This window comes from Pandoraea capi (genome assembly GCF_902459735.1).
In the GTDB taxonomy this organism is placed as follows: Bacteria; Pseudomonadota; Gammaproteobacteria; order Burkholderiales; family Burkholderiaceae; genus Pandoraea; species Pandoraea capi.
Map to the genome: position 1 here is coordinate 734,627 of NZ_CABPRV010000001.1, position 26,270 is coordinate 760,896.

The 26,270-nt window shown below is 63.0% G+C and carries 24 protein-coding genes; 12 read left to right on the forward strand and 12 right to left on the reverse strand.

Features of this window, described 5'->3' with window-relative positions; all coding sequences use genetic code 11:
* Positions 1–64 precede the first annotated feature (64 nt).
* From PCA20602_RS03250 to mpl, 4 genes are all read right to left on the reverse strand, one after another.
* Complete coding sequence (locus PCA20602_RS03250) at positions 65–1,024, reverse strand: energy transducer TonB (RefSeq protein ID WP_246181991.1); 960 nt, start codon at positions 1,022–1,024, stop codon at positions 65–67.
* Complete coding sequence (locus PCA20602_RS03255; protein WP_150719919.1) at positions 1,018–3,210, reverse strand: ribonuclease catalytic domain-containing protein; 2,193 nt, start codon at positions 3,208–3,210, stop codon at positions 1,018–1,020. The genes PCA20602_RS03250 and PCA20602_RS03255 overlap by 7 nt, the downstream gene beginning before the upstream one ends.
* A gap of 77 nt (positions 3,211–3,287) precedes the next feature.
* On the reverse strand, positions 3,288–3,899 hold the full coding sequence (locus PCA20602_RS03260) for a YqiA/YcfP family alpha/beta fold hydrolase (protein ID WP_150719920.1): 612 nt from the start codon (positions 3,897–3,899) through the stop codon (positions 3,288–3,290).
* Positions 3,900–3,941: 42 nt separating this feature from the next.
* A complete protein-coding gene (gene mpl / locus PCA20602_RS03265; protein ID WP_150719921.1) occupies positions 3,942–5,324 on the reverse strand; it encodes a UDP-N-acetylmuramate:L-alanyl-gamma-D-glutamyl-meso-diaminopimelate ligase in 1,383 nt (460 codons plus the stop codon).
* 143 nt (positions 5,325–5,467) lie between these two features.
* Between mpl and PCA20602_RS03270 the strand changes: the two genes are divergently transcribed.
* The 10 genes from PCA20602_RS03270 to PCA20602_RS03315 all read left to right on the forward strand — a co-directional run bounded on the left by PCA20602_RS03270 (position 5,468) and on the right by PCA20602_RS03315 (position 13,721).
* Positions 5,468–6,115, forward strand: coding sequence for a UDP-N-acetylmuramate--alanine ligase (locus PCA20602_RS03270; protein WP_150719922.1), 648 nt, complete (start codon positions 5,468–5,470; stop codon positions 6,113–6,115).
* 132 nt (positions 6,116–6,247) lie between these two features.
* Positions 6,248–6,772 carry a TlpA family protein disulfide reductase gene (locus tag PCA20602_RS03275; RefSeq protein ID WP_150719923.1) on the forward strand — a complete coding sequence of 175 codons (525 nt, stop codon included), beginning with the start codon at positions 6,248–6,250 and terminating at the stop codon, positions 6,770–6,772.
* A 133-nt stretch (positions 6,773–6,905) separates the two neighbouring features.
* A complete protein-coding gene (gene aroQ / locus PCA20602_RS03280; RefSeq protein WP_069340978.1) occupies positions 6,906–7,352 on the forward strand; it encodes a type II 3-dehydroquinate dehydratase in 447 nt (148 codons plus the stop codon).
* Between the two features lie 73 nt (positions 7,353–7,425).
* Positions 7,426–7,884, forward strand: a complete 459-nt coding sequence (gene accB / locus PCA20602_RS03285) for an acetyl-CoA carboxylase biotin carboxyl carrier protein (RefSeq protein ID WP_069340977.1) — start codon at positions 7,426–7,428, stop codon at positions 7,882–7,884.
* 97 nt (positions 7,885–7,981) lie between these two features.
* Positions 7,982–9,343: an acetyl-CoA carboxylase biotin carboxylase subunit gene (accC, locus tag PCA20602_RS03290; protein WP_069340976.1), complete on the forward strand. Its 1,362-nt coding sequence runs from the start codon at positions 7,982–7,984 to the stop codon at positions 9,341–9,343.
* Between the two features lie 28 nt (positions 9,344–9,371).
* Positions 9,372–10,265, forward strand: coding sequence for a 50S ribosomal protein L11 methyltransferase (gene prmA / locus PCA20602_RS03295; RefSeq protein WP_150719924.1), 894 nt, complete (start codon positions 9,372–9,374; stop codon positions 10,263–10,265).
* 65 nt (positions 10,266–10,330) lie between these two features.
* Complete coding sequence (locus PCA20602_RS03300) at positions 10,331–11,494, forward strand: DUF3426 domain-containing protein (protein ID WP_150719925.1); 1,164 nt, start codon at positions 10,331–10,333, stop codon at positions 11,492–11,494.
* A 32-nt stretch (positions 11,495–11,526) separates the two neighbouring features.
* Entirely contained in the window at positions 11,527–12,027 is a 501-nt protein-coding gene (tpx, locus tag PCA20602_RS03305) for a thiol peroxidase (RefSeq protein ID WP_069340973.1), read from the forward strand.
* Positions 12,028–12,286: 259 nt separating this feature from the next.
* Positions 12,287–13,222: a carbohydrate kinase family protein gene (locus PCA20602_RS03310; RefSeq protein ID WP_069340972.1), complete on the forward strand. Its 936-nt coding sequence runs from the start codon at positions 12,287–12,289 to the stop codon at positions 13,220–13,222.
* A gap of 19 nt (positions 13,223–13,241) precedes the next feature.
* Positions 13,242–13,721 carry an outer membrane lipoprotein gene (locus PCA20602_RS03315; protein ID WP_069340971.1) on the forward strand — a complete coding sequence of 160 codons (480 nt, stop codon included), beginning with the start codon at positions 13,242–13,244 and terminating at the stop codon, positions 13,719–13,721.
* A gap of 295 nt (positions 13,722–14,016) precedes the next feature.
* Here the strand turns inward: PCA20602_RS03315 and PCA20602_RS03320 are convergent, their stop codons facing one another.
* The 3 genes from PCA20602_RS03320 to PCA20602_RS03330 form a co-directional block, all read right to left on the reverse strand.
* Positions 14,017–14,688, reverse strand: coding sequence for a histone H1-like DNA-binding protein (locus PCA20602_RS03320; RefSeq protein WP_150719926.1), 672 nt, complete (start codon positions 14,686–14,688; stop codon positions 14,017–14,019).
* A gap of 23 nt (positions 14,689–14,711) precedes the next feature.
* The gene (locus tag PCA20602_RS03325; RefSeq protein ID WP_150719927.1) at positions 14,712–15,017 is read right to left on the reverse strand and encodes a hypothetical protein; all 306 of its coding nucleotides are present in this window, start codon (positions 15,015–15,017) and stop codon (positions 14,712–14,714) included.
* A 388-nt stretch (positions 15,018–15,405) separates the two neighbouring features.
* Complete coding sequence (locus tag PCA20602_RS03330; RefSeq protein WP_069340969.1) at positions 15,406–16,548, reverse strand: ribonucleotide-diphosphate reductase subunit beta; 1,143 nt, start codon at positions 16,546–16,548, stop codon at positions 15,406–15,408.
* A gap of 567 nt (positions 16,549–17,115) precedes the next feature.
* Here PCA20602_RS03330 and PCA20602_RS03335 point away from each other — a divergent pair.
* Positions 17,116–18,105 (forward strand): aldose 1-epimerase, encoded by a 990-nt coding sequence (locus PCA20602_RS03335; RefSeq protein WP_174980747.1) that lies wholly within the window; start codon positions 17,116–17,118, stop codon positions 18,103–18,105.
* Between the two features lie 154 nt (positions 18,106–18,259).
* On the opposite strand, the gene PCA20602_RS03340 is transcribed toward PCA20602_RS03335, so the two are convergent.
* The 5 genes from PCA20602_RS03340 to PCA20602_RS03360 form a co-directional block, all read right to left on the reverse strand.
* On the reverse strand, positions 18,260–21,211 hold the full coding sequence (locus tag PCA20602_RS03340; protein ID WP_150719929.1) for a ribonucleoside-diphosphate reductase subunit alpha: 2,952 nt from the start codon (positions 21,209–21,211) through the stop codon (positions 18,260–18,262).
* Positions 21,212–21,613: 402 nt separating this feature from the next.
* Positions 21,614–22,243, reverse strand: a complete 630-nt coding sequence (ampD, locus tag PCA20602_RS03345) for a 1,6-anhydro-N-acetylmuramyl-L-alanine amidase AmpD (RefSeq protein ID WP_150719930.1) — start codon at positions 22,241–22,243, stop codon at positions 21,614–21,616.
* A gap of 548 nt (positions 22,244–22,791) precedes the next feature.
* Positions 22,792–23,304 (reverse strand): DUF1269 domain-containing protein, encoded by a 513-nt coding sequence (locus PCA20602_RS03350; protein ID WP_150720026.1) that lies wholly within the window; start codon positions 23,302–23,304, stop codon positions 22,792–22,794.
* A 228-nt stretch (positions 23,305–23,532) separates the two neighbouring features.
* Positions 23,533–23,844 (reverse strand): PP0621 family protein, encoded by a 312-nt coding sequence (locus PCA20602_RS03355; protein WP_069340963.1) that lies wholly within the window; start codon positions 23,842–23,844, stop codon positions 23,533–23,535.
* 6 nt (positions 23,845–23,850) lie between these two features.
* Complete coding sequence (locus tag PCA20602_RS03360; protein ID WP_150719931.1) at positions 23,851–24,735, reverse strand: cytochrome C assembly family protein; 885 nt, start codon at positions 24,733–24,735, stop codon at positions 23,851–23,853.
* Positions 24,736–24,846: 111 nt separating this feature from the next.
* Here PCA20602_RS03360 and ffh point away from each other — a divergent pair, with 111 nt between their 5' ends.
* Positions 24,847–26,211 carry a signal recognition particle protein gene (gene ffh / locus PCA20602_RS03365; RefSeq protein WP_069340961.1) on the forward strand — a complete coding sequence of 455 codons (1,365 nt, stop codon included), beginning with the start codon at positions 24,847–24,849 and terminating at the stop codon, positions 26,209–26,211.
* Positions 26,212–26,270 lie beyond the last annotated feature (59 nt).

Consider the following 26,270-nt stretch of genomic DNA (forward strand, 5'->3'; position numbering starts at 1 on the left):
AGAAAACGCGAGGGTGGTGCCACTCGCCGTTGACGCGACACCGTCTATCGGTGTCGGCGAAGGCTCACTGCGCTGCGCCGCTCGCCGGTGCGGCAAGCGTTTGCGCCAGGACGCCCTGACGCGTGAATGTCATGCGCGTGACGATTTCGAGAATGTCATATCGCTGCTTCATTTCTGGCGAGAAATCGCCGAACGGCGCGCTCGCCTGCACGATGGCGACCGCGCGACGATCCAGATCACGATTGCCGGAACTACGCGTGACCTCCACGCCGACAACGTTCCAGCCATCCTTGTGATACCCGAGTCCGCCACGTTGATTGACGTTAAGCGTGACGATCAGCTCACCGTACAGGCGATCGTTGCCGATCTGCGGAAAATGCTCGGTACCGTATCGTTCGATGCGATGACGCAAGGTGTCGAAGTAACGCGCGTAAGCCACTTCTCGCGTATTCGCGGTGACCTGCCCGCGTTTGGGGCGCGTCTGATAAGCCCGCAACTGTTTGTCGATTTCCGCCTGCAAGCGCGCGATCTGCTGATCAACGGTCTGGTCGTCAAGACCCTGCCCGCGCTGTGGCGAATCGGTCCGGTTGCGTTGCGCTTCCGGCGTGGCCGCGTATTGGCTGCGAAGCTGCGAGAGCAGCTTCTCCTGCGTAGCCTCCAGATCGCTCACGTTGCGCTGCATTTGCGCGATGGGCGCCCCATCGCGATCGACCGAACGCGAGGTTAGCGGCGACGTCGCGCGCTCACCGTCATGCTCGCCACCGCCCACGAGGTTGGCCTGCGCGAGCGCGGTCGCCTTGTCCGGCGCATTGGCCGACTTCGCGTTGACGAGCACGACTTCGAGCGGCGTATCCGCGCTATGCAAACGGAAACTGTCGGGGGCCACGAAATGCACGGCCAGCGCGAGCAGATGCACCACCGCCGAGAAGATCAGGCCGGTGGCCAGCGGATGCTCGCGCATGAGCGACCAGCCGCGGCGACGCGCCGCGACCAGATTGCCCGAAGGAAGTGCGGGTTTCAGCACGCGGGGCTGGCCGACGCGTCGTGCGCACCTGCCGCCATCAATGCAGCCGCCATCGGAGAAGTGCTATCGGTAGCATTGGCGGACGACGAAGCCTGCGGTGCATCGTCGGCCGCCGCCGACTCCGCGTCAGCCTGAGCGCTCACGTCGCCTTGCGTGCCGTCGGCGCCTTCAGTGCCATCGGGAGTCCCTTCAGCACCGTTGGCACCGTCGTTACCTTCACCGCCCTCACCGCCTTCACCACCGTCGCCCGCACCGCCGTCGCCTTCGTCATCGTCGTCGGCAAGCGCGGACGGCACAGCGCCGAGCACCTGCGCGATGCGCACCGAAATGCTGAGCGTAACCACGTCGAACGAAAGCACGTCGAGCATGATCTGCGTACCCCGTGCGTGCAGACCCAGTCCCGGCACGATCAGCGTGAGCGGAATGTCGTTCAGACGAACCGTATCGCCCTTGAGCACGCTCGCCTGCACTTGCGACTTGTTCTCCTGAATCAGCCAGCGCATGCACCAGTAGCGCTCCATGCGGCTCTGATGCTCGCCGTATGCTGCGTACGCCGCTTCGAAGCTCGACACGGTGGCATACAGATCGGCATCTTTCGGTTTAAAAGGCGCTGCAAGCTTTGCCGTCACGCCGTGACGCACACAGGCGATCAGTTGCCACTGATTGACCAAGTCGACGTATCGACGCAGCGGCGACGTGCTCCACGCATACTGCTCGACACCGAGGCCTTCATGCGGCGCAGGCGACGTCTGCATGCGCGTACGATTCACGCCATATGCACGCTGCGCACGATAGATGCCCGGCACGCCGCACTCGGCCAGCAGGCGACCCCAGCGGCTGTTCGCGAGAATCGCCATTTCGGCAACGATCAGATCGAGCGGTGCGCCGCGCAGACGCTGCTTGATCGTCACATGTTCGCCGTCGACGTAGAAATTGAAGTCGGTCTTGTTCTGCGTTTCCGGACGCAGGCCATAGCCCACACGCGCGGCCTGACGCTTGTCGTACAGCGACTGCGCGAACGGCCACAACAAACGCAGTTCTTCCTTGTGCGGATATTCACCGCTGCCGTCGGCCAGTGCTTCGGCGGTAATGATCGCGTCGAGTTCGTTGTGACGCAGGTTTGCCGAGATCGGCACCCGCTCGGCACGCGTCTCGGTCGTCACGATTTCATACGTGTCGGCCTTGACCACGACGTACAGCGACAGCGCCGGACGCGCCCCCCCTTCGGCGAGCGTATAGGCTTCGACCACCGAGTCGGGCAGCATCGTGATCTTCTCGCCGGGCGAGTACACCGTCGACAGTCGCACGCGCGCGATCTCGTCGATGGGGTCGCCACGCGTGATCCCCAGCGCCGGGGCCGCAATGTGGATGCCCACGCGCAGCAGCCCGTCGGGGAGCAGTTGCACCGAGAGGGCGTCGTCGATTTCCGTCGTCGTCGAATCGTCGATGGAGAACGCCTGAACGTCGGCGATCGGCAGATCGTCGGCCGGCAAAGGCGTCGGCCCGAGATCGGGGAAACCGGTACCGCGCGGGAAGTGTTCGTAGAGGAACGCGGCCTCGTGATAGGCGCGCGGTGACGCGATACCGCCGCACGCGAGCATCACCTCGGCATGGGTCTTGCCCAGCGCGATGGCGGCGGCGTCGAGCGCCTTCCATTCGATGGCGTTCTTGTCGGGACGGAACAGCAACTGCAATTCCTTGCCCTTGAGGGCGTCCGGCAATTCACCCGCAATCATCTGATCGGCATAGGACGCCTGCAACTCGGCCTGCTGCTGCTTGCGCGCCAGCCCGGCGAGCGCGGCTTCCAGTTGCTCCTGCGCAGCACGCTGGTACTGACCACGGCCCTTGCGGCGGAAATAGATGGGCGACGCCTGCAACGCCAGCGCCAGACCGGCCTGCTGGGCAACGCTCGCGCCTTCACCGAAATATTCGGTGGCAAGCACGGGAAACGGAAATTCGTCGGCCGGCGCGCATTCCCACAGGAAACTCATGTCGATATCCTGTGCTGCGGCCTGCGCCTGCGCGATCAGCTCGGCAGGCGTGGGCGACTCGAAACGCAACAGGACATCGCGTCCCTTGATCTTGCTGCGACGCCCGCCAGGCAGTTCCACCTGATACGACTCGCCCTGCTGCGACAACACCGTGCCAGCCTTGAAGCCGCCGGATTCCTCAAAAAAAATGTTCATGAAACAGCCATCGATCACAATAGGCGATATTGTAGCCCGCCAATGTACGGCGGTTTAGAGCAGAACGGGCAAACGCGTTATTCGCCCGCGGACGGGCTTGCTGCGCCTGGGGAAGACGGTACGTCGATGCCGGCAAAGCGCAGCACGTCGTCCATATAGTTGGCGAAATCGGAAATCCCGTGGTCGCTGCCCTCAATCAGCGTGAGCTTGGCCCCGGGGTACTTCGCCAGCATGTCGCGATAGTCGAGCGTCTGGTCACCGGTCGCGGCCACCAGGCAATAGCGCTCGGGACGCGTGATCTGCGCCACGTCGATCATGCGCAGTTCATCCAGATGACGGGGCTCGACAACGATGGAGCCGCCGCCGTGCCACATCGGCTGCTCGCCGAGCCACTTGCCGAGGTCGTCGTACGGGCGCGTTGCCGGATTGAGCAATACGGCCCGGCATCCGAGCTTCTCCGCCAGATACGTCGCGTAGTAACCGCCCAGCGAGCTTCCCACGATGGTCAGCGCATCGGGCACCACCCCCGCGAGCAGGCGTTGGGCATCGACGACGGCCGCAAGCGGTGACGGCGGCAGTTGCGGGCACGCCCAGGCGTGACCGAGGCCAAGCCCGTGCATGCGGGCGGCCATCAACTGCGCCTTGAAAGATCGCGGCGACGAACGGAAGCCGTGCAGATAGAGAATCATGTGAGTCCCGGGAAAATCCATTCGGTGAATGCGACGACTCGCTCAGACTCGCGCGGCAAGCGCGTCGAGCAATTTCTGATGAATGCCGCCGAAGCCGCCGTTGCTCATCACCACGATCTGGTCGCCCGGTTGTGCCGCCGCCGTGACCGCGCGCACCAGTCCGTCGATATCGCTGAACGCCTGTGCTCGCGCGCCCAGCGGGGCGAGGGCTTCCGCCAGATTCCAGCCGAGGGCATCTTTGCCGGACGGCGCGCCGTAGCCGAACACCAGGTCGGCATCGGCCAGACTCGCCGGCAACTGTGCCTTCATCACACCCAGCTTCATCGTGTTCGAACGCGGCTCCAGCACGGCCAGAATGCGTGCGTTGCCCGCCCGGCGGCGAAGTCCGGCGAGCGTGGTCTGGATGGCGGTCGGGTGATGGGCGAAATCGTCGTAGACCGTCACCCCATTGGCTTCGCCCCGCACTTCCATGCGGCGCTTCACGTTCTGGAACTTGCCCAGCGACGCCGCGCCCTGCTCCGTCGGCACCCCCACGTGGCGGGCGGCAGCCAGTGCCGCCAGCGCGTTCATCCGGTTGTGCTCGCCCTGCAGCGACCACTTCACTTCACCGGCCGCCTTCGGGCCCTGATGAACCCAGAAGGCTTCCTGTCCCGGCGCCAGCGTCTCGTTGGCTTGCGACACGTGCCAGCCGTCCGCCACGCCGAAACGCTCGACCTCGCTCCAGCAGCCACGGGCCAGCACACGGTCGAGCGCCGGCTCCCGACCGTTGACGATCAGACGGCCTTGGCCCGGCACCGTACGCACCAGATGGTGGAATTGCGTCTCGATGGCCGCCAGATCCGGGAAAATGTCGGCGTGATCGAATTCCAGGTTGTTCAGGATGGCCGTGCGCGGGTGGTAATGGACAAACTTGGAGCGCTTGTCGAAGAACGCCGTGTCGTACTCGTCGGCTTCGATGACGAAGAAATCGCTGTCGGTCAGCCGCGCCGAGATACCGAAGTTCATCGGCACGCCGCCCACGAGGAATCCGGGGTTGTAACCCGCGTCTTCGAGAATCCAGGTCAGCATCGACGTCGTGGTCGTCTTGCCATGCGTGCCGGCCACCGCCAACACCCACTTCTTCGACAGCACATGCTCGCCGAGCCATTGCGGGCCCGACGTGTAGGGCAGATTCCGATTCAGGATCTCTTCCATCAGCGGGTTGCCGCGCGACACGACGTTACCGATGACGAACAGGTCGGGCTCCAGGGACACCTGATCGGCGTCGAAACCTTCGATCAGACGAATGCCCTGCGCCTCGAGCTGCGTGCTCATCGGCGGATAGACATTGGCATCGCAACCCGTGACGGTGTGACCGGCCTGACGGGCGAGGACCGCCAGACCGCCCATGAACGTGCCGCAGATGCCAAGAATATGAATATGCATGGATGGGGAGCGTGGTGAGAACGGGCCGAACCCGTGCGGGAAATGGGAGTGCCAAGGGAGTGGTGCCAGCGAAGTGCCGAACGCCAAGGTCTCCATTGTACCTGCGGCGCGAACGGCAATGCCTTTCGGGTATCATCGTCCGCATGACACGCAAATCCTGGACCGACGCCCAACGCCTGCGCGAAGAAATCGCCCTGGCGGCTGCCCGCCTCATCGCCGAGGAGGGAGCCGACTACGCGAGTGCCAAACGCAAAGCGGCCAAGCAGGTCACGGGTGAGACGCGCATTGCGGGGGAATTGCTGCCGGATAACGACCAGATCGAAGCGGAAGTCCGGGAATATGTGCAGACGTTCCTCTCCGACACGCAGCCGGCCGAGCTGGCGCACCTGCGTCAGGTCGCCCTCACGGTCATGACGGAGCTGGCCCGCTATCGGCCGTACATTACTGGCGCGGTCTACAACGGCACCGCCACGGCGCTATCGGACATCTATTTGCAGGCTTTTTGCGATAACCCGAAGGATGTCGCGATCGATCTACTCAATAGAGGAATCGATTACGACGTGTCCGAAAGCCGCCATTTCAATGGCCGGGGGATGGTCGAGACGCTGAGCTTCCTGTGGCGCGAGCGTCGTCAGGCGGGCGAACCGGCCGGCGTGCATCTGTCGCTGTACTCCATGGATGACATGCGCGGCGCGCTCAAGGCCTCCGACGGCAACGGGCGTCCGGTACGGACCGACGCAGACGGCCTGCGTGCGCTGATCGCAGAGTCCGAGGCTGCCCAAAGTCACTGACCTTCGGGCCGATAACAGCGTGATCACCGCACATTAACGACCGAATCGCGGCAAAATCGCCACTAATTCTTCGCAATTACCCTTCGTCTTTCGTTTACTGTCTAGTCCGGAACCTCCGGCCCCTCGCTCATCATGGCAAAACGCATTGTTATTCTGGTGATTCTGGCGCTCGCGGGATTGGCGGCCGGTTTCTGGCTCGGCCATCGAAACCAGCCGACGCCCGATGCCTCCGACGCCGCCGTCGCTCAACTGCTCGCCACACGCCTGCCCGACCTGAAAGGTAACGACCAGGCCGTCTCGCAATGGAAGGGCAAGACGCTGGTCGTCAACTTCTGGGCGCCGTGGTGTGGTCCCTGCGTCGAGGAAATGCCCGATTTGCAGGCGTTATCGGCCGAATTCAGCGGGAAAAACGTTCAATTCATCGGCATCGGCATCGATACGGCTCAGAATATGATCGCCTTCGAGCAAAAGGTGAAAGTCGACTATCCGTTGCTCGTGGCAGGTTATGCAGGTACGGATCTCGCCCGTGCATTAGGCAACAAGGCGGGCGCCCTGCCGTTCACCGTGGTGATCGACCCGCAAGGCCGTATGCATTATGAAAAGCTGGGCCGCATTACGTCGGACGAGGTGCGCAGCGCCCTCAAACCGCTGATCTGACCCTACTGCGGGAATCGAGGGCTCCCGGGAAGCCCCGCCGGACGTGACTGGCGGGGTCCCATTTTCGCCCCACTGGACAAAATCCACCAACTGGCGTTTAATTGCGCCCAATTTCGTGAAATTTGATTCGCCGATGCCTCACCGCATTCTCGTGCTCCACGGCCCTAACCTGAACCTGCTCGGTACTCGCGAGCCGGAGGTGTACGGCCGCACGACGCTGGCCGACATCGATGCCGCGCTGACAGCGCAGGCGCAGACGGCGGGTGCCGAGGTGGCGACATTTCAAAGCAATCACGAAGGTGCATTGGTTGACCGGATTCAGGCGGCACGCGGTGAGTCGATCGACTTCATCGTCATCAACCCTGCGGCCTACACCCATACCAGCGTGGCCATTCGCGACGCGTTGGCCGGGGTAGGCATCCCGTTCGTCGAGGTTCACCTCTCGAACGTCCATGCGCGCGAAGCCTTCCGGCATCACTCGTACTTTTCCGATATCGCGCAAGGTGTGATCTGCGGCCTGGGCTGGCGCGGGTATACCTATGCACTCGATTTTGCCCTGCGGCGACTCGCCGGCGGGTAGTCCTCTTCCACACCCCCATTTCCTCTCGCGGGACGTTGCGCCCGCGTCGATACAGAATCAAGGAGCTTCCTTCATGGATTTGCGCAAACTCAAGACGTTGATCGACCTCGTGGCCGAATCGGGTATTTCCGAACTCGAAGTCACGGAAGGCGAAGGCAAGGTCCGCATCGTCAAGGCGCCGCCGCAAGTGATCGCCGCCCCGATGCAGATGGCCATGCCGGCCATGCCGCAAGTCGCTGCGCAAGCTCCCGCCGCCACGGCCGCCGCTGCTGCACCGGCAGCGCCGGCAGTGCCGCAAGGCCATATCGTGACGTCGCCGATGGTCGGTACGTTCTACCGCGCCCCGTCGCCGGGCGCCGATCCGTTCGCGCAAGTCGGCGACTCGGTCAAGGAAGGCCAGACGCTGTGCATCATCGAAGCGATGAAGCTGCTCAACGAGATCGAGTCGGACAAGGCCGGCGTGATCAAGGAAATCCTCGTCGAGAACGGTCAAGCCGTGGAATACGGTCAACCGCTGTTCGTGATCGGCTAATGCCGGTTGTCGGACGCTTCGCTCGCGCGGCCGTGCGCCGCCGCGACACCGGGCGTCCGGCCCCGCTCCTCTCCCCTTACGGGCAGGACTGCACATAATGTTTGAAAAAATCCTCATCGCCAACCGCGGCGAAATCGCTCTGCGCATCCAGCGCGCGTGCCGCGAGATGGGCATCAAGACCGTCGTGGTCTATTCCGAAGCCGACAAGGAAGCGAAGTACGTCAAGCTCGCCGACGAAGCGGTATGTATCGGACCGGCCCCGTCGCCGCTCTCCTATCTGAACATGCCCGCGCTGATCAGCGCGGCGGAAGTCACCGACGCCCAGGCCATCCACCCGGGCTACGGTTTCCTTTCCGAGAATGCCGACTTCGCCGAGCGCGTCGAGCAATCGGGCTTCACGTTCATCGGTCCGCGCCCCGAAACCATTCGTCTGATGGGCGACAAGGTGTCGGCCAAGCAGACCATGATCAAGACCGGCGTGCCGTGCGTGCCGGGTTCGGAAGGCGCGTTGCCCGAAGATCCGAAGGAAATCGTGCGAATTGCACGTCAGGTCGGCTATCCGGTGATCATCAAGGCCGCAGGTGGCGGCGGTGGTCGCGGCATGCGCGTGGTGCATACGGAAGCGGCGCTCGTGAACGCGGTCAACATGACCCGCGAAGAAGCCGGCCGCGCCTTCGGCAACCCGGAAGTCTATATGGAGAAGTTCCTCGAGAACCCGCGCCATATCGAAATCCAGGTGCTCGCCGACAAGCACAAGCAAGCCATCTGGCTGGGTGAGCGCGACTGCTCGATGCAGCGTCGTCACCAGAAGGTGATCGAAGAAGCGACCGCACCGCTGATTCCGCGTCGTCTGATCGAGCGCATCGGCGATCGCTGCGCCGACGCCTGCAAGAAGATGGGCTACCTCGGCGCCGGCACGTTCGAATTCCTGTTCGAGAACGGCGAGTTCTACTTCATCGAAATGAACACGCGCGTGCAGGTCGAGCATCCGGTCACGGAAATGATCACGGGCGTCGATATCGTGCAGGAACAGATCCGCATCGCGGCCGGCGAGAAGCTCGCCTACCGTCAGCGCGACATCCAGTTCCAGGGTCACGCCATCGAGTGCCGTATCAACGCCGAAGATCCGTTCAAGTTCACGCCGTCGCCGGGTCGCATCACCGCCTGGCATATGCCGGGGGGCCCCGGCATTCGCGTCGACACGCACGCTTACAACGGCTACTTCGTGCCGCCCAACTACGACTCGATGATCGGCAAGCTGATCGCTTACGGCGCAACGCGTGAACAGGCGATCCGCCGCATGCGTGTGGCGCTGTCGGAAATCGTGGTCGAAGGTATCCAGACGAACATTCCGCTTCACCGCGAATTGATGCTCGACGCCAAGTTTGTCGAAGGCGGCACGAGCATTCACTATCTGGAACACAAGCTGGCGCAGAAGTCTGCCGTCGGTGGCAATTAAGTCAGTCAATCAGCAGGAATCACTCGCCATGTATCGCGAACTCGTCGTAGAAGTTGCCCGCGCCCAGGCCGAGGCCCTGTCAGACGCCCTGCTCGATCTGGGCGTGCTGTCGGTCTCCGTCGAAGATGCGGACGCCGACACGCCCGACGAGCAACCGATGTTCGGCGAGCCGGGTCTCACCCCGCCGGACACCGCGTGGCAACGCTCGCGCGTGGTGGCGCTGGTCGGGGAAGATCAGGACGCCGCCGTGCTGCTCGCGGCGGCGGTCAACGAACTGGGACTCGCCGAGTCGCCCGCCTTCACGTTGCGTGACGTGGAGGAGCAGGACTGGGTGCGTCTCACGCAATCGCAGTTCGAGCCGATGCAGATCGGCCAGCGCATCTGGGTCGTGCCGTCGTGGCACGACGCGCCTGACGCCGACGCCCTCATTCTCGAACTCGATCCGGGTCTGGCGTTCGGCACGGGTAGCCATCCGACCACGCGCCTTTGCATGGAGTGGCTGGAGCAGCACGTGCAACCGGGCGGCTCGCTGCTCGACTACGGCTGTGGATCGGGCATTCTGGCGATTCTTGCGCGCAAGTGCGGCGCCGACCCGGTCATCGGTATCGATATCGACCCGCAGGCCGTCGAATCCGCCCGTTACAACAGCGAACGCAATCACGCGCCGGTCGAGTACGGGTTGCCCGACGATCTGCGCGACGGTCAATTCGATATCGTGGTCGCCAACATCCTGTCGAATCCGCTCAAGCTGCTCGCGTCGATGTTGACGTCGCGCGTTGCGCCGGGCGGACGGCTCGCGCTGTCCGGCGTGCTGGAACGACAGGCTGACGAGGTGATCGCGGCTTACGCGCCCTATATGAAGATGTCGGTCTGGCGCGCTCACGACGGCTGGGTCTGCCTGCACGGGCAGGCGACCGGTTAATTTGCGCCGATTGTCACCACTGCGTGTCGCATGAGGCGCCGAGTCCACAGAGTCTTCCAGGCCACATGACCCAGTCCTCACGCGTTCTCGCCACTCGCTGCCCTCACTGCCATACGGTCTTTCGCGTCGTCGCGGACCAGCTCAAGCTGCGCGACGGCCTCGTGCGCTGCGGCCACTGCCGGGAAGTGTTCGACGGACGCGCCTATCTGTGCGATCCCCCCGCGGAAGACAACGAAACGCTGACCGTTTCCGCGTCGAGCGTCGGGCAAGCTGACAGCGCAGCCGATGCGAGCACCGCATCCGCTACCGCCTCGGCAACCGCTTCTGCCACCGCCGCCATCCCGCCCGGTCTGACTACGACGCCCGGCGTCGGCGCGACCTCCGGCATCGCTCCCGCAACGACAGGATTCTCCGCATCGCCAGCCGCCGACCGTGCGTCGTCCAGCGATAGCGCTGCCGCCCCAAGTGGCGACAGACCGGTCCCCGAGATGCTCGCCCCCAAGGCCATCGCGGCCCTGCTCGGCTCGCCGGACGAAAGCCGCGCGCGGATGCAGCATGGCCCGGGGCGCTATATGGATGACGACGATCCCACCGTGCTGAGCGCACCCACGGCGTCGCCATCGCGTGCGCAGGCGACGTCTGCGTCCACCCTTGCGGTGACGCCGAAGCGCCCCGGTGCGGCACGCGTCATCTGGCGCGTATTGATGACGTTGGCCGTCATCGCCGTACTCGGACAATGGGCGTGGATCGAGCGTGCGGCGCTCGTCGACCGCATGCCGGCATTGCGTGACGTGTTCGCCGCGGTCGGACGTCCGATGCACGTGACGATCGGTCTGCCGCGTCAGCCCGACCAGATTCAGATATCCAGCGTGACGCTCGTCACCGACGACACCGCCGCCAACGCATCGACATCCGCTCCGGACACCACCGCCGATGCGCCTGCCAGCGGCGTCACGGCAGCGCCTGCCGACACCGTGCCCATGACGCTCACCGTCTTCATGCGCAATCAGGCCGCTCACGCGCTGGCCTGGCCCTCGCTCGAACTCACGCTCTCGGATCTCGATGGCAAACCGATCGTACGTCGCGTTTTTTCAGCGAACGAATACGTCGTCGAGCCGGCCGTGCGCGAAGCGGGGCTGACGCCACGCAACGAACGCACGATTCGGTTACGATTGTCGGCGCAGGCAGCGCTAGCCAGTAATTACCGGGTGCTCGCGTTCTATCCCTGATAGCGCTGTTGCACTCAACCTAGGAGATATAGATGTCCCAAGTCACGCTCGGGGGCAACCCCATCGAAGTCGGCGGTCAGTTCCCGCAGAAGGGTCAGACCGCACCGGCACTGAAGCTGGTCAACGCCAAGCTCGCAGACGTCACGCTCGACGACTTCGCTGGCAAGCGCAAAGTCCTCAACATCGTGCCGAGCCTCGACACGCCGACCTGCGCCACGTCCACGCGCAAGTTCAACGAAGCCGCCGGCAAGCTCGACAACACCGTCGTGCTCGTCATCTCGGCCGACCTGCCGTTCGCCATGAGCCGCTTCTGCGCCACCGAAGGCCTGAACAACGTGGTGACGCTCTCGACCATGCGCGGTCGTGAGTTCCTCAACAACTACGGCGTGGAAATCAAGACCGGCCCGCTGGCAGGCGTGACGGCTCGCGCCGTCGTGGTGCTCGACGCCGACAACCGCGTCGTGCATGCCGAGCTGGTACCGGAGATCAAGAACGAACCGAATTACGACGCTGCGCTCGCCGCACTCTCGTGATCTCGCGATGACGTAATTCGTCGCCGCGATTCGGGACCGCGCATACGTGCCACCCCGGATCGCAGCGATGGCTGTACCCCGTACGACGCGTGCAATTCCTATGCAATTGGTACGCTTTGTGCAACGCGTAATTCCCGCGCCGATGCAGACGATGCACCGGCCTGTTTTTTGTCCGGCGGCCTGCGGCATGACGACGGCACGTCCTCGTCAGCCGTCTTCCGTTGGCTCTCCCCCGCTTACTTTTCGCAAGGACATTCCCGTGACTACCGTGATCTGCGGCTCGCTGGCCTACGACAACATCATGACGTTCGAAGGCCGCTTCGGCGAGCACATCCTGCCTGATCAGGTGCACATCCTGAACGTCAGCTTCCTCGTGCCGACCATGCGCCGTAACTTTGGCGGCTGCGCGGGCAACATCGGCTACAGCCTGCATCTGCTGGGCGGCTCGCCGGTCGTCATGGCCACGGTGGGTGAAGATGGCGCGGCTTACCTCGAGCGCTTCCAGTCGCTCGGTATGACGACGGAATTCGTGCGCACGGTCACGGACAGCATGACGGCCAACGCGATGATCACCACCGATCTGGACAACAATCAGATCACCGCCTTCCACCCGGGCGCGATGATGTTTTCGTCGCGCAACCGCGTGGGCGACGCCAAGGGCGCCACGCTCGGCATCGTCGCGCCGGACGCCCCCGACGCGATGCTCACGCACGCCGAAGGGTTCGCCGCCGCTGGGGTGCCGTTCGTGTTCGATCCGGGTCAGGGTCTGCCGCTGCTGACGCCCGAGGCACTGCGTCGCATGGTGGAACTTGCAACGTATCTTGCGGTCAACGACTACGAAGCCAAGCTCCTCTGCACGAAGACCGGATTGTCGATGGAAGACCTCCAGTCGCGTGTCGAGGCACTTGTCGTCACGCGCGGAGAGCACGGGGCCCAGATCTTCGCCGGCGGCAAGCAACACGACATTCCTGCCGTGACCGCCAAGCGTGTCGTCGACCCCACAGGTTGCGGCGACGCATTCCGTGGGGGTTTGCTGTACGGTATCGAAAAGGGCCTCGACTGGCCGACCACCGGCCGCCTGGCCAGTCTGATGGGGTCGCTCAAGATTGCCGAGCAGGGTCCGCAGACTTATGCACCGACGCGCCCGGAGATCGAAGCGCAATATGAAGAAGCGTTCGGCCACCGCTTCGAATGATTTAAGGAAAGGCACAACGATGGCACGACTTACCACACCGCTCATTATTCTCACCGCTGCGGCGTCGCTCTCTCTGTCCGCCTGTACGGCGTTCGGTCCGAGCAATTCGGCAAGCGTTTACAGCAGCCGTCAGGCACAACGCGAGCAAGTTGTGCGCATGGGCACGGTCGAATCGGTGCGTCCGGTCACGATCGATAGCAGCAATGGCGACCCGGGCATTCTGGGTATCGCCGGCGGCGGTGCACTGGGTGCGATCGGCGGCAGCGCCATCGGTGGCGGTCGCGGTTCGATCGCGACGGGTATCGTCGGCGGTCTGCTCGGCGCCGTTGCCGGACAGGCGATCGAAAGCCGGGTGAGCAAGAAGGCTGGCCTGGAGATCACCGTTCGCCTCGACAACGGCGAGCTGCGCGCCATCACGCAGGATGCCGACGAGGCATTCCAGCCGGGACAGCGCGTGCGCCTGCTCTCGAGCGGCGGCGTGACACGTGTGACGCACTGAGTTCACCACGCGTTTCGCCTCGGGACATCGAGAACCCATCGAAACACATCGAAAACGTTACGGTGTCCTGAAGCATCCCCGGCAGACATGCCGGAGAAGCGGCTGTCGCGGCATACCGACGACACCGCTTCAAACGCGAGCATCACCCCGGCGGGCGACTTCACGGTCGCCCGTTTTCTTTGGCGCCATGAAAAAACCCGCCGTGACGATCGCTCATCACAGCGGGTTTCGGATCGAGTAGGCCTACTCGATCAAAAGACACCTAAGTGCCTTGGTTCCTGCATCGGCACTCGGATTACGGACGGCTGCCGGTCGGGAACGGCCATGCCGCTGCCGGGTTCAACGCCGTCTTCGGTGCTGCGGGTGCAGCGGCCGGTGCGGCTGCGGGAGCAGCAGCAGGCTTGGCAGCAACCTTCTTCACTGCCGGCTTCTTGGCAGCAGGCTTCTTCGCAGCGGCAGGCTTCGCAGCAGCCTTCTTGGCAGCGGGCTTCTTCGCAGCGGCGGGCTTCGCAGCAGCCTTCTTGGCAGCGGGCTTCTTCGCAGCAGCAGCCTTCTTCGCAGCAGGCTTCTTGGCAGCAGCCTTCTTCGCGGCCGGCTTCTTGGCAGCAACCTTCTTAACTGCTGCCTTCTTCGCGGCCGGCTTCTTGGCGGCAACCTTCTTCACTGCGGCTTTCTTGGCGACCGGCTTCTTGGCGGCAACCTTCTTCACCGCTGCCTTCTTGGCGACCGGCTTCTTAGCGGCAACCTTCTTCACTGCAACTTTCTTGGCTGCCGGCTTCTTGGCGGCGACCTTCTTCGCGGCCGGCTTCTTAGCGGCAACAGCCTTCTTCGCTACCGGCTTCTTGGCGGCGACAGCCTTCTTCGCTACCGGCTTCTTGGCAGCAGCGGCCTTCTTGGCAACCGGCTTCTTAGCAACGGCCTTCTTGGCCGCCGGCTTCTTGGCAACAGCTTTCTTGATCGTAGCCATGACAAACTCCTTAACGTGAGAGATCACTCAAACGAAACTACCTGAGAAGGAAACCCGACCACCGTGCGGGAACCGCCGGCGAGCGGGCTATTCATCGGCGTACGCATCGGACTTCGACGGCTTACGCTAATGAATTCGGCGCTGCGCGCATGACGCTGACCGTGAGTGGTCACGCGCGCAAAAAAATTGCCGGCGACATTGCCGCCAGCAATTCGATTGTCTTGAGAAAGGGAGTTCGCCAGATTCTTCGGGGGGTAGCTTGCCTGTCCCGTCATCGGGATGGAGGAGATTGCGATAGCGGATAAGCGATACTGCTTGCTATGCACCAAGGTTTTTACGCTCCGTAACTACCAGCTCTCTGTCGCGGGAGGAAAGCAGTGAGTGCTTTCGTGTGTTCATCGAGACTGCAATTTATTTGAGCGAATAATAATTCTTTTGTGATGCGATGTTAATACTTTGTGCGTAAAAAAGCGCACATCAATCGTAACGAAGAAGTCAATCTGTTGTATTTGATGCACATCACACTCGCATGTCGATGCGTGCGATGCGTTTGCGAAGCGAGAACTTCATCGTGCGAGTGAGGATGATGCGTGTGATCTGCGCCGCTTCTTCGACTTCTCTTCGCGTCAGTCACGCGTGCAACGCACGCTCACATCACCCTCTCGAAACCCGCATGGATGCTCGCTTTGCGCGGAGCATCCATTTTTCACTCAACGCTTAGTCCCAGCTCAGTGCACCACCGGTCTGGTACTCGATCACTCGCGTTTCGAAGAAGTTGCGTTCCTTCTTCAGGTCGATCATCTCGCTCATCCACGGGAACGGATTCTCTTCGTTCGGGTAGAGCGCTTCGAGACCGATTTGTGCGCAGCGACGATTCGCGATGAAGCGCAGATAGCTCTTGAACATGCCCGCGTTCAGACCGAGCACGCCGCGCGGCATCGTATCTTCAGCGTAGCGATACTCAAGCTCGACCGCCTTCTGGAACAGTTCGCGAATCTCTTCGCGGAACTCCGGCGTCCACAGGTTAGGGTTTTCCAGCTTCACCTGGTTGATCAGGTCGATGCCGAAGTTGCAGTGCATCGACTCGTCACGCAGGATGTATTGATACTGCTCCGCAGCACCGGTCATCTTGTTCTGACGACCCAGCGCCAGGATCTGCGTGAAGCCGACGTAGAAGAACAGACCTTCCATGATGCAGGCGAACACGATCAGCGAACGCAGCAGCTTCTGGTCAGCTTCCTGCGTTCCCGTCTTGAACGACGGATCGGCGACCACTTCGATGAACGGCAGCAGGAATTCGTCCTTGTCGCGGATCGACGCCACTTCGTGATACGCGTTGAAGATCTCGGCTTCGTCCAGCCCCAGGCTCTCGACGATGTACTGATAAGCGTGCGTGTGGATCGCTTCTTCAAACGCCTGACGCAGCAGGAACTGACGGCACTCCGGCGCGGTGATGTGGCGGTAGGTGCCCAGCACGATGTTGTTCGCGGCGAGCGAGTCGGCCGTCACGAAGAAGCCGAGGTTGCGCTTGATGATACGGCGCTCGTCTTCGGTCAGACCGTTCGGGTCCTTCCACAGGGCGATGTCGCGCGACATGTTGATTTCCTGCGGCATCCAGTGGTTCGCGCAACCGGCCAGATACTTTTCCCACGCCCACTTGTACTTGAACGGCACCAGCTGGTTCACGTCCGTCGTGCCGTTGATCACGCGCTTGTCCGAGGCGCTCACGCGGCGCGTCGACTGCGAGGCGATGGTGTGCGGCGTGTCGTCCTGCGTGCCCAGAATGTTCGAAGCCGGTGCGGCCGGCGCAACAGGCGCGGCGGACTTGGCGGTAGAGGTGTCTTCTTCCCAGTTAAGCATAGGGTCTCGGTCCGTTCAGGTTGATGCGATTCACGCCCTGGGGCGCACATCGCCGAAGTGACAGATCAGCCGTTCGCGTATGAAGGCCGACGAAAAAATTGCCGATAGTGCAGCCGTCAATCTAACGATGACGACGAAAAATCCGCTGAGGGTAACGCTTGATTTTGGGGGTAACGCAGAGTCGCTTTCGCGCTGATTTGAACGACGACGCCGATTCGGAAGCTGCAATCTTTGTCTTGCAACATCATGACCTCCCGACGTCGATCGAATGACTCCAATTTAGCACAATACTGTCACTCGTTCCAGCCCATCGACACCATATATTGTGTCGAGATTTACAGTCACCACAATACCTAGTGTTTCCGAGTAGACGAGGCGCAGCGTACGTCCAGCCTTGCGGGACCGGCATCTTGCCATGAAACGAGGCCGCACGACAGGGTTTGCAGTGCATCAAAATGACGCGCACCCACAATGGCGTATCCTGTGCGGCAAGCGTCACGGCGCCAGAGCGGAGCGACAGACTCCGGCGAACGCCATCCACCGACGCCAATGAAGGAGATATCGACGATGACACCCTCAGACGCCGATGGCGCACAGGCACCGGCCGGCCCGACACCCTCAGCCCCATCAGCCTCATCAGGCCCCGCCACCCCATCCGTACTGACACCCGGCAAACCGATCCGCCTCGCGCGAGGCGCCCTCATCGCCGAGGTACAGCCCGGCTGCGGCGCACGCCTGTCCCGACTCGCGCGGCGCGACACGCGCGGCGATCTGTTCGACTACCTCGTGCCACTCGGCAACGAGCCATTCTCCTCCGACGAATGGCCGAAGGCCGGCGCGTTCCCAATGCTGCCGTATACCAATATGTTGCGCGACGACACGCTGCACTGGCGCGAGCGCACCCTCACCGTTCGCGACGCGCCCGTCGCATCGAGTTCGCTGCACGGCTGGGGGCTGCGTCGCGAATGGGAAGTGGTCGACGAAAGCTCGCATTGCTGCGTGCTTCAACTCGACTGCCCTGCCCAGCCGGAGTGGCCCTGGCACTATCAGGCCTACCTGTCCGTGACGCTCGACGAGCACGGCCTCGACATGCAGCTCTCGCTCACCAACCTCTCGACGCAGGAGATGCCGGCGGGACTGGGCCTGCATCCGTACTTCCGCTGGCCGGCGGGCGCGCGGCTGACGTTCGAATCCGAAGCGCTCTGGCGCTCGCCGTCGGAAGACATACGCTGGCCGAGCGAACAACGTGTTCACGTCGGGCCAATGGAAGTGGTGTCGGTCGGCGGCGGCCTCGACACCGGCGGACGTTCGACCTGGTTCGCCGAAGTCCCCTCCGAGTCGGGACGCTTCGACGCCCGCATCGATTACGCGGGCGGACTGCGCTCCGCCACGGTCCGCAGCGACGATGCGACCTGGCTCGTGCTGCACTCCCCGGCCGGCCGCCCCTACCTCTGTCTTGAGCCGTCGACACACCGAGTCGGCGAGTTCGACAGCGATCACGTCGTGCTCGCGCACGGTCAGACGCTCGACCTGTCGATGCGCATCGATCTGGGCTGAGCGCGCCGCCGTCCACATCGTCAACATCGTCCGCCACTTCCGGCTCTTCTGATTCTCTCAAGCCAAAGAAAAACCCCGTCGTCCTCTCGGACCGACGGGGTTTTCCCTATGGAGCGACGCCGTGTGACACCTGCGGCATCGCTTCACGACCGGCTTACTGGCAAGCCTCGCACTCTTCAAAGCCCGGGTCGCCCGGACGCATCGTGCAGACCGCGCCTTCGGCTTCCGGCATCGGCTGGGCCAGCGGCGAGGTCGGCTCGGCCGAGAAGCCACCCGACACACCGCCCGAGCTCGGCACCGCGTTCAGCGCGCCGTGGCTCACCGTCGACTTCTCGACGTGCGTTGCGGCCATCGTACGGAGGTAGTACGTGGTCTTCAGTGCGCGCGTCCAGGCCAGCTTGTACGTCTCGTCGAGCTTCTTGCCCGATGCGCCAGCCATATAGATGTTGAGCGACTGCGCCTGATCGATCCACTTCTGACGACGCGATGCTGCCTCGACCAGCCACTTCGGCTCGACTTCGAACGCCGTGGCGTAGATCTCGCGCAGATCGGCCGGCACGCGGTCGATACGAGCGAGCGAGCCGTCGAAGTACTTCAGGTCGGCGACCATCACTTCGTCCCACAGACCGCGGGCCTTCAGGTCACGCACCAGATACTCGTTGACCACCGTGAACTCGCCCGACAGGTTCGACTTTACGTACAGGTTCTGGAACGTCGGCTCGATACAGGCCGAGACACCGATGATGTTCGAGATGGTCGCGGTCGGAGCGATCGCCACGCAGTTCGAGTTGCGCATGCCGTGCGAAGCGATGTGCTTGCGCAGGCTGTCCCAGTCGAGCGTGCTCGACAGGTCGACGTCGACGTAACCACCGCGCTCTTCGGCCAGCAGCTTGAGCGAGTCCTGCGGCAGGATGCCACGATCCCACAGCGAGCCCTTGTACGACGAGTACTGACCGCGTTCCTTGGCCAGCTCGGTCGATGCCCAGTAAGCGTAGTAGCAAACTGCTTCCATCGAACGGTCGGCGAACTCGACGGCGGCGTTCGACGCATACGGCGTACGCAGCAGGTGCAGGCAGTCCTGGAAGCCCATGATGCCCATGCCCACCGGACGGTGATGCAGGTTCGAGTTGCGTGCCTTCGCTACCGCGTAGTAGTTGATGTCGATGACGTTGTCGAGCATGCGCATCGCCACACGAACGGTGCGTTGCAGCTTCTCGTGATCCAGCTCGTAGCCGTTCGCCGTCTGCTTCAGGTGAGCCACGAGGTTCACCGAGCCGAGGTTACACACGGCGATTTCCGTCTCGCTCGTGTTGAGCGTGATTTCCGTGCACAGGTTCGACGAGTGCACCACGCCCACGTGTTGCTGCGGCGAGCGGATGTTGCACGGGTCCTTGAACGTGATCCACGGATGGCCGGTTTCGAACAGCATGCCCAGCATCTTGCGCCACAGCGCTTGGGCCGGCACCTTCTTGAACAGCTTGATCTCGCCGCGCGCGGCCTTCTCTTCGTAAGCCGTGTAAGCCTGTTCGAAAGCCTTGCCGAACTTGTCGTGCAGATCCGGGCAGGTCGACGGGGAGAACAGCGTCCACTCGGCGCCTTCCATCACGCGCTTCATGAACAGATCGGGAATCCAGTTCGCCGTGTTCATGTCGTGCGTACGGCGACGATCGTCACCCGTGTTCTTGCGCAGTTCCAGGAATTCTTCGATATCCAGGTGCCACGTTTCCAGGTAGGCGCAGACCGCGCCCTTGCGCTTGCCGCCCTGGTTCACGGCCACGGCCGTGTCGTTGACCACCTTGAGGAACGGCACCACGCCCTGGCTCTTGCCGTTCGTGCCCTTGATATGGGAGCCGAGTGCGCGAACCTGCGTCCAGTCGTTGCCCAGACCGCCGGCGAACTTCGAGAGCAGTGCGTTTTCCTTGAGCGCTTCGTAAATGCCTTCCAGATCGTCCGAGACGGTCGTCAGATAGCACGACGAGAGCTGCGAGCGACGCGTGCCCGAGTTGAACAGCGTCGGCGTGGAGCTCATGAAGTCGAAGCTCGACAGGATCTGGTAGAACTCGATCGCACGCGCTTCGCGCTCGACTTCGTTCAGCGCCAGGCCCATGGCGACACGCATGTAGAACGCCTGCGGCATTTCGATGCGATGGCTATCGATATGCAGGAAGTAGCGGTCGTACAGCGTTTGCAGGCCGAGGTAGTTGAATTGCAGGTCGCGGTTGGCGTCGAGCGCCGCCGCCAGCTTGCCCAGGTCGTACGAGAGCAGTTGCTCGTCGAGCAGCTCGGCGTCCACACCCTGCTTGATGAAGCGCGGGAAGTATTCGATGTAACGCGCGGCCATTTCACCCTGCGGCACTTCTTCGCCGAGGATTTCGCGGCGGATCGTGTGCATCAGGATTCGGGCGGTGACCTGGCTGTAAGCCGGTTCCTTCTCGATGAGCGTACGCGAGGCGAGAATCGCCGAATCGTAGACCTGCGACAGCGGCACGCCGTCGTACAGGTTCTTGATGGTCTCGGCAAGGATCGGCTCGGCGGAGACTTCGCTACCGAGGTTTTCGCACGCCGCATTCACCACGCCGCGCAGGGCAGCCATGTCGATCGGACGGGTCACACCGTTGTCGGTGACATGCAGCACCGGGGTGTCGGGCGTTGCAGCTTCTTGCGTGGTCTCGACGGCGCTGGCGCGCTCTTGCGAACGCTTTTCGCGATACAGCACATAAGCGCGGGCGACGTTGTGCTCGCCTTCACGCATGAGCGCGAGTTCGACCTGATCCTGAATGTCTTCGATGTGGAACGTACCGCCGTTCGGGCGGCTGCGCACCAGTGCGCGCACGACGTTCTCCGTCAACTGTTCCACGAGCTCGCGTACGCGCGCCGAAGCCGCACCTTGTCCGCCGTTCACGGCAAGGAACGCCTTGGTGACGGCGATCGCGATCTTCGACGGCTCGAAACCCACCACCGTGCCGTTGCGTCGAATCACTTTGAAATCGGCGTTGGTCGCCGGTTCGAATGCGCCCGTCGTCTGGGGCGCCGACGCACCCGTGCCATTGCCGGCATTCGCGGCGGGCGTCGGGTTCGGGCGGGTGAGGTTTTCGTTAGTCTGCATGTAAAAACTCCCGTTCCAATGAAATGGTGCTGTTAGCGCACTTCCACCAGCCAATCACTAAGAATTCAGTCGGTAAAAAGTACGCCCTGGGGGCGCCGATGGAGCGAAGTGCTGAACACCGCACGACCGACGGACGGCCAAGGGTTCGAGGTGTCCGCTGCACGGCTTTGCTGCTGTACCGCCTCCCGAAAATACCGAAAGGAGGTACGGTTAGATGGTTGCTCACAACCACTACATGTAGTGGTTGGTGGCCGAATTGGCACTAAGTATAGTGGAGATGACGCACTCCGCAAACTCAAAAATTTCATTCCCCGGGAGGCCCGCGCCATGCCCGTGTCAAGCAAAACCTGTCACGGGGTGAGGGTTAATCGTCCCCCTCAGCGTCCCCCTTCCGTGCCCCGCTCAACCCTGCGAGTCGCCGTCCGCGTCACCGGCACCGGACGTCTGAAACGGCAGCGCTTCGGATGCCAGTCCGGCCATCCGGCGCAGTCGCTGCCACTCGAAATAGGGCCCCGGGTCCGTCTTCCGGCCAGGTGCTATATCGGCATGTCCGGCCACCGCTTGAATCGGATAATGCTCACGCAAGACACGCGTGAGCGCCGCCAGCGTCACATACTGCGCCGCGGTGAACGGCAGGTCGTCAGTGCCTTCCAGTTCAACGCCGATTGAGAAATCGTTGCAGCGCGTACGGCCTTCGAACGACGATGCGCCCGCGTGCCATGCTCTCGCATCGCACGATACGAACTGTTGCAACGCACCATCGCGTCGCACCAGAAAATGCGAGGAGACGTGCACACCGCGAATCTCGTCGAAGAACGGATGCGCATCGTGATCGAGCCGATTCTGAAAGAACGCAGGGATCTCGTCGCCGCCAAACTGACCCGGTGGCAACGAGATGTTGTGCACCACGAGCAATCCGATCGGCATGTCGTGCGGACGCACGTCGAAGTTCGGCGACGGCAGACGCTCCGCTTCCCGAATCCAGCCTTCGGCGTCGAGCGTGAGGGCCGGCAGTTTGTCCGGCGCGTTCATGCGTCACCCCGCACCGGCGCAACGCACACGCCGAACGTGTCGATGCACACGACCTGTCCCGACAAGACCGACAGAACGGGCAGCGCAGGCGACCGGAGCGCAACGTTAAGGGACGCAGATGACTGGAGCATGACGGGCACAGCGAACTCCCGTAGAGCGAGGGGTGGCATTGTAGCCCACTTGGCGTGACGTCGCCGGTCGTCGGCCCGGCTTGCGATGCGCACGTCAACGTGGCGAGCGATCAGTGTCACGTGGGGCATCGTCCGAAACAAGTCGAAAAATAAAAGGCAAATTCCCAAAGAAGAAGCCTCTCGCACGACTTGGCCGAGAGGCTTCCGTGGGCGTGTCCACGCCCGGGGATGGCGCCGCTCTCGCGTCCTGCGTTGCCCGCAGAACACGCACACCATCCCGCGCCGCTCACAGGTGCGGCGCCAATGGCCGTTGCCGGCCGGTAAAACCCTGCACACGCGTCTCCCGCGCTAACCCCATTGTCCCCACGGCCTCCATTGTCGCTACCGGTCACGTCCCTCCGATCGCATGGCACCCGATCAGGGGAATGCCGGAATCGCAGCTTCGACCCCTTCCATATGCGCCTCGGGATGATGCTCCTTGAGCATCTCGCGAATCTCGTCGACGCGGCTCTCGCGCACATCCACCATCAGCAGAATCATGCCCCGCTCCAGCGGTTCACGAAACGCTTTGAGACGCGAGTTCGGCACCGACACGCCGATCATGCTCGACACCCAGGCACCGAACAGCGCACCGAGAGGCGCCGTCACGATCATCAGTTCCCACTGGGGACGCGTGCCCACGATGGGGAAAAACGCGGCGACTGCACCGACTGCCAGACCACAGAAGCCACCGATCACGAGCCCGGCTTCGGCGCCGCGCACGATATCGGAAGTCTGTAGCAGGTTAGCCTCGTGCAGTCCCTCCAGGTCCATTTCGTCACGCGCCATGAAGTGGATGTGACGTTCCTCGATCCGCGCGAGCAACAAGTCGCTCATCGTGCGCTGCGCACTCGCCAGATCGGGAAGAAGGAAATACATCCGTCTGCGCATTAGCATATTGCGCCCTCCTGTCGTCGTCCCCGATTTGCCGCCTGTTTGTTGTTGATCTTCTAGATGGGGTAGGTAACTGTGTTTTAGTGCATGCGACAGTCATGCGCAAGCCGACGCGGCCGATTGGGCATCGGCCGGCACACGATAGCAAGGAACGGAAGACGACCGCGATGCGCGCGGTGGCGCACCTGAGCGGTATCGCTGCGCGGTGCGCCCGCGCAGCCGGGATCAGGCGCGGTGTTCGCGCGCGAGATGGGCGTCGCGATGCGCGGCGCTGCAAAAGTGCTTGTCGCCGGGGCCGGCGAGCGATTCGCTCTCGGGAAGATAGGTATCGCACTCGCTGCAACGCACCATGCGCTCGGCCGGCGGCAACGACTGACGCGCCGTGGTGCGGCCCCCGCTACCGGGCGACGTGCGCATGCGCTCGTCACGTTCGTTGCGTTCATTCCGCTCGGGGCGCTCCATGCGCTTGCGCTCGTTGTGGCGCATCCACCACGTCCCGGCAATCAAGAGCAACAGTAACAGCAGGATATTGCGCATCGCGCTTCAAGTCTCCGTCATGCGATGCAGCACCACCTCAAGCACGAAGCGAGAACCGACATACGCCAGCAACAGCGCCACGAACGACGCCAGAACCCAACGCAGCGCGACCTTACCGCGCCACCCATAAAAATGCCGTCCGAGCAGCACCGCGCCGAACATCAGCCACGACACCACCGCGAACACGGTCTTGTGATCGATGCGCACCGCGCGCCCGAAGAGCGCCTCGGAGAACATCACGCCCGAGATGAGCGTCAGCGTGAGCAGCACGAACCCTGCGCCGATCAGCCGGAATAGCAGCTTCTCCATCGTGAGCAGCGGCGGCAGCGTTTCGAGCCAGCGCGACAGCCAGCCGTTCGCGTCATGGCTGCGCGACGGATGCAACTGACGCTCGGCATAGAGCATCAGCAACGCGTGCAGCGCCGCCAGCGCAAACAGCCCGTAGGCCATGTTCGCGATGATGAAGTGCGCCTTGAAAATCGGTTCCGCCGCAAAGCCGAGAATGCGCACGTCCGGGAAAATCGCCGGTAACAGGCAGGCAACCGCGGCCACGGGTGTGACCATCAGTCGCAGGCTGTCGAGCGGGAAGAAGAAGCTTTCGATCCAGTAGATGCCGACCGAGAGCCACAACATGGCCGAGAGCATGTACGCAAAACCGAAGTGCATGCTGTCCGCGCGGAAGATGGTCTGATGCAGCAACACCCCGTGCAGCAGCAGCGCGGCGAACAGCGAAAGCTGCATCGGCCAGCGCGAGGGCGTGCCCGTGACCGGTGCAGGCGCGACCACGCCGCCCGCGAGAGCGAGCGCGGCGTCGCGCCGGTAACCTTGCCACGAACAAACCGCCAACCCGGCGTAGAGGATGGCGGTCAGCGCATACAGTAAAATAGTCATGTTTGAAGTTTACACCAGCCCATGAGGGGCGCGCTGCCGTGCTTGCCATCCGCCGTCCCCGGCCGATGGGCGGGCAACCAAGGCCGCTTCAGGTCTTACAGGATACGTTTCATGCTCGACAATCTCACTACGCGCCTGGCCAAAGTCGTCAAGACGCTGCGCGGCGAAGCCCGGCTGACCGAGGCCAACACGCAGGAAATGCTGCGCGAAGTCCGTCTCGCCCTGCTCGAGGCCGACGTCGCCCTGCCCGTGGTACGCGATTTCATCGCCAAGGTGAAGGAAAAGGCCCTCGGTGAGGAAGTCATTTCCAGCCTTTCGCCCGGTCAGGCCCTCGTCGGCGTGGTGCAACGCGAACTGACGGCCCTCATGGGCGGCGACTACGAAGGTCGCGCCGCCGAACTCAATCTGGCCACCACCCCGCCCGCCATCATCCTGATGGCCGGTCTGCAAGGCGCCGGCAAGACGACCACCGTCGGTAAGCTCGCCAAGCTGCTGCGCGCCCAGAAGAAGAAAGTCCTCACGGTCTCCACCGACGTCTACCGCCCGGCCGCTATCGCCCAGCTGGAGACGGTGACCAAACAGGTCGACGCCGACTTCTTCCCGTCGCAACCCGATCAGAAGCCGGTCGACATCGCCCGCGCCGCCGTGGACTGGGCGCGTCGCCATCACCACGAAGTGCTGCTCGTCGACACGGCCGGCCGTCTGGGTATCGACGAAGCGATGATGCAGGAAATCAGCGCCCTGCACGCCGAGCTGAAACCGATCGAAACGTTGTTCGTCGTCGACGCCATGCTGGGTCAGGACGCCGTCAACACCGCCCGCGCCTTCAACGACGCCCTGCCGCTCACCGGCGTAGTGCTCACCAAGCTCGACGGCGATTCGCGTGGCGGTGCCGCGCTGTCGGTGCGTCACATCACCGGCAAGCCGATCAAGTTCGTGGGCGTCGGCGAAAAGCTCGACGGCCTCGAAGTCTTCCACCCGGATCGCATGGCGAACCGGATTCTCGGCATGGGCGACATTCTCGCGCTCGTCGAGGAAGCGCAGCGCGGTGTCGACGTTCAGGCCGCACAGAAGCTCGCCGACAAGGTCAAGAAAGGCGGCGATTTCGATCTGAACGACTTCAAGGCGCAGATCGGCCAGATGAAGAAGATGGGCGGCCTGTCCTCGCTCATGGACAAGCTGCCGGCGCAGTTCCAGGCTGCCGCCAGCCAGACGAACATGGATCAGGCCGAGAAGCAGGTGCGCCGCATGGAAGGCATCATCAACTCGATGACGCCCGCCGAACGCGCCAAGCCCGAGCTGATCAAGGCGAGCCGCAAACGCCGCATTGCCGCCGGTGCGGGCGTTCAGGTGCAGGAAGTCAACCGCATGCTCAATCAGTACGACCAGATGCGCACCATGATGAAGAAACTCAAAGGCGGTGGCATGATGAAGATGATGCGCAGCATGAAGGGCATGATGCCCGGCATGCGCTGATATACTCCGGGCCGCATTTAGCGAATCCCCCGCACCACCGTTCCACAGGGTCGCCCCAT

Excerpts from the sequence above, each read along its gene's own strand:
- PCA20602_RS03300 (WP_150719925.1), top strand. The coding sequence starts at position 10,331 with ATGACCCAGTCCTCACGCGTTCTCGCCACTCGCTGCCCTCACTGCCAT.
- prmA (WP_150719924.1), top strand. The coding sequence starts at position 9,372 with ATGTATCGCGAACTCGTCGTAGAAGTTGCCCGCGCCCAGGCCGAGGCC.
- PCA20602_RS03275 (WP_150719923.1), top strand. The coding sequence starts at position 6,248 with ATGGCAAAACGCATTGTTATTCTGGTGATTCTGGCGCTCGCGGGATTG.
- ffh (WP_069340961.1), top strand. The coding sequence starts at position 24,847 with ATGCTCGACAATCTCACTACGCGCCTGGCCAAAGTCGTCAAGACGCTG.
- PCA20602_RS03255 (WP_150719919.1), bottom strand. The coding sequence starts at position 3,210 with ATGAACATTTTTTTTGAGGAATCCGGCGGCTTCAAGGCTGGCACGGTG.
- PCA20602_RS03335 (WP_174980747.1), top strand. The coding sequence starts at position 17,116 with ATGACACCCTCAGACGCCGATGGCGCACAGGCACCGGCCGGCCCGACA.
- PCA20602_RS03330 (WP_069340969.1), bottom strand. The coding sequence starts at position 16,548 with ATGCTTAACTGGGAAGAAGACACCTCTACCGCCAAGTCCGCCGCGCCT.
- accC (WP_069340976.1), top strand. The coding sequence starts at position 7,982 with ATGTTTGAAAAAATCCTCATCGCCAACCGCGGCGAAATCGCTCTGCGC.
- aroQ (WP_069340978.1), top strand. The coding sequence starts at position 6,906 with ATGCCTCACCGCATTCTCGTGCTCCACGGCCCTAACCTGAACCTGCTC.
- PCA20602_RS03260 (WP_150719920.1), bottom strand. The coding sequence starts at position 3,899 with ATGATTCTCTATCTGCACGGCTTCCGTTCGTCGCCGCGATCTTTCAAG.
- PCA20602_RS03340 (WP_150719929.1), bottom strand. The coding sequence starts at position 21,211 with ATGCAGACTAACGAAAACCTCACCCGCCCGAACCCGACGCCCGCCGCG.
- PCA20602_RS03355 (WP_069340963.1), bottom strand. The coding sequence starts at position 23,844 with ATGCGCAATATCCTGCTGTTACTGTTGCTCTTGATTGCCGGGACGTGG.
- PCA20602_RS03270 (WP_150719922.1), top strand. The coding sequence starts at position 5,468 with ATGACACGCAAATCCTGGACCGACGCCCAACGCCTGCGCGAAGAAATC.
- PCA20602_RS03320 (WP_150719926.1), bottom strand. The coding sequence starts at position 14,688 with ATGGCTACGATCAAGAAAGCTGTTGCCAAGAAGCCGGCGGCCAAGAAG.
- PCA20602_RS03360 (WP_150719931.1), bottom strand. The coding sequence starts at position 24,735 with ATGACTATTTTACTGTATGCGCTGACCGCCATCCTCTACGCCGGGTTG.
- accB (WP_069340977.1), top strand. The coding sequence starts at position 7,426 with ATGGATTTGCGCAAACTCAAGACGTTGATCGACCTCGTGGCCGAATCG.
- ampD (WP_150719930.1), bottom strand. The coding sequence starts at position 22,243 with ATGAACGCGCCGGACAAACTGCCGGCCCTCACGCTCGACGCCGAAGGC.
- PCA20602_RS03350 (WP_150720026.1), bottom strand. The coding sequence starts at position 23,304 with ATGCGCAGACGGATGTATTTCCTTCTTCCCGATCTGGCGAGTGCGCAG.
- mpl (WP_150719921.1), bottom strand. The coding sequence starts at position 5,324 with ATGCATATTCATATTCTTGGCATCTGCGGCACGTTCATGGGCGGTCTG.
- tpx (WP_069340973.1), top strand. The coding sequence starts at position 11,527 with ATGTCCCAAGTCACGCTCGGGGGCAACCCCATCGAAGTCGGCGGTCAG.
- PCA20602_RS03315 (WP_069340971.1), top strand. The coding sequence starts at position 13,242 with ATGGCACGACTTACCACACCGCTCATTATTCTCACCGCTGCGGCGTCG.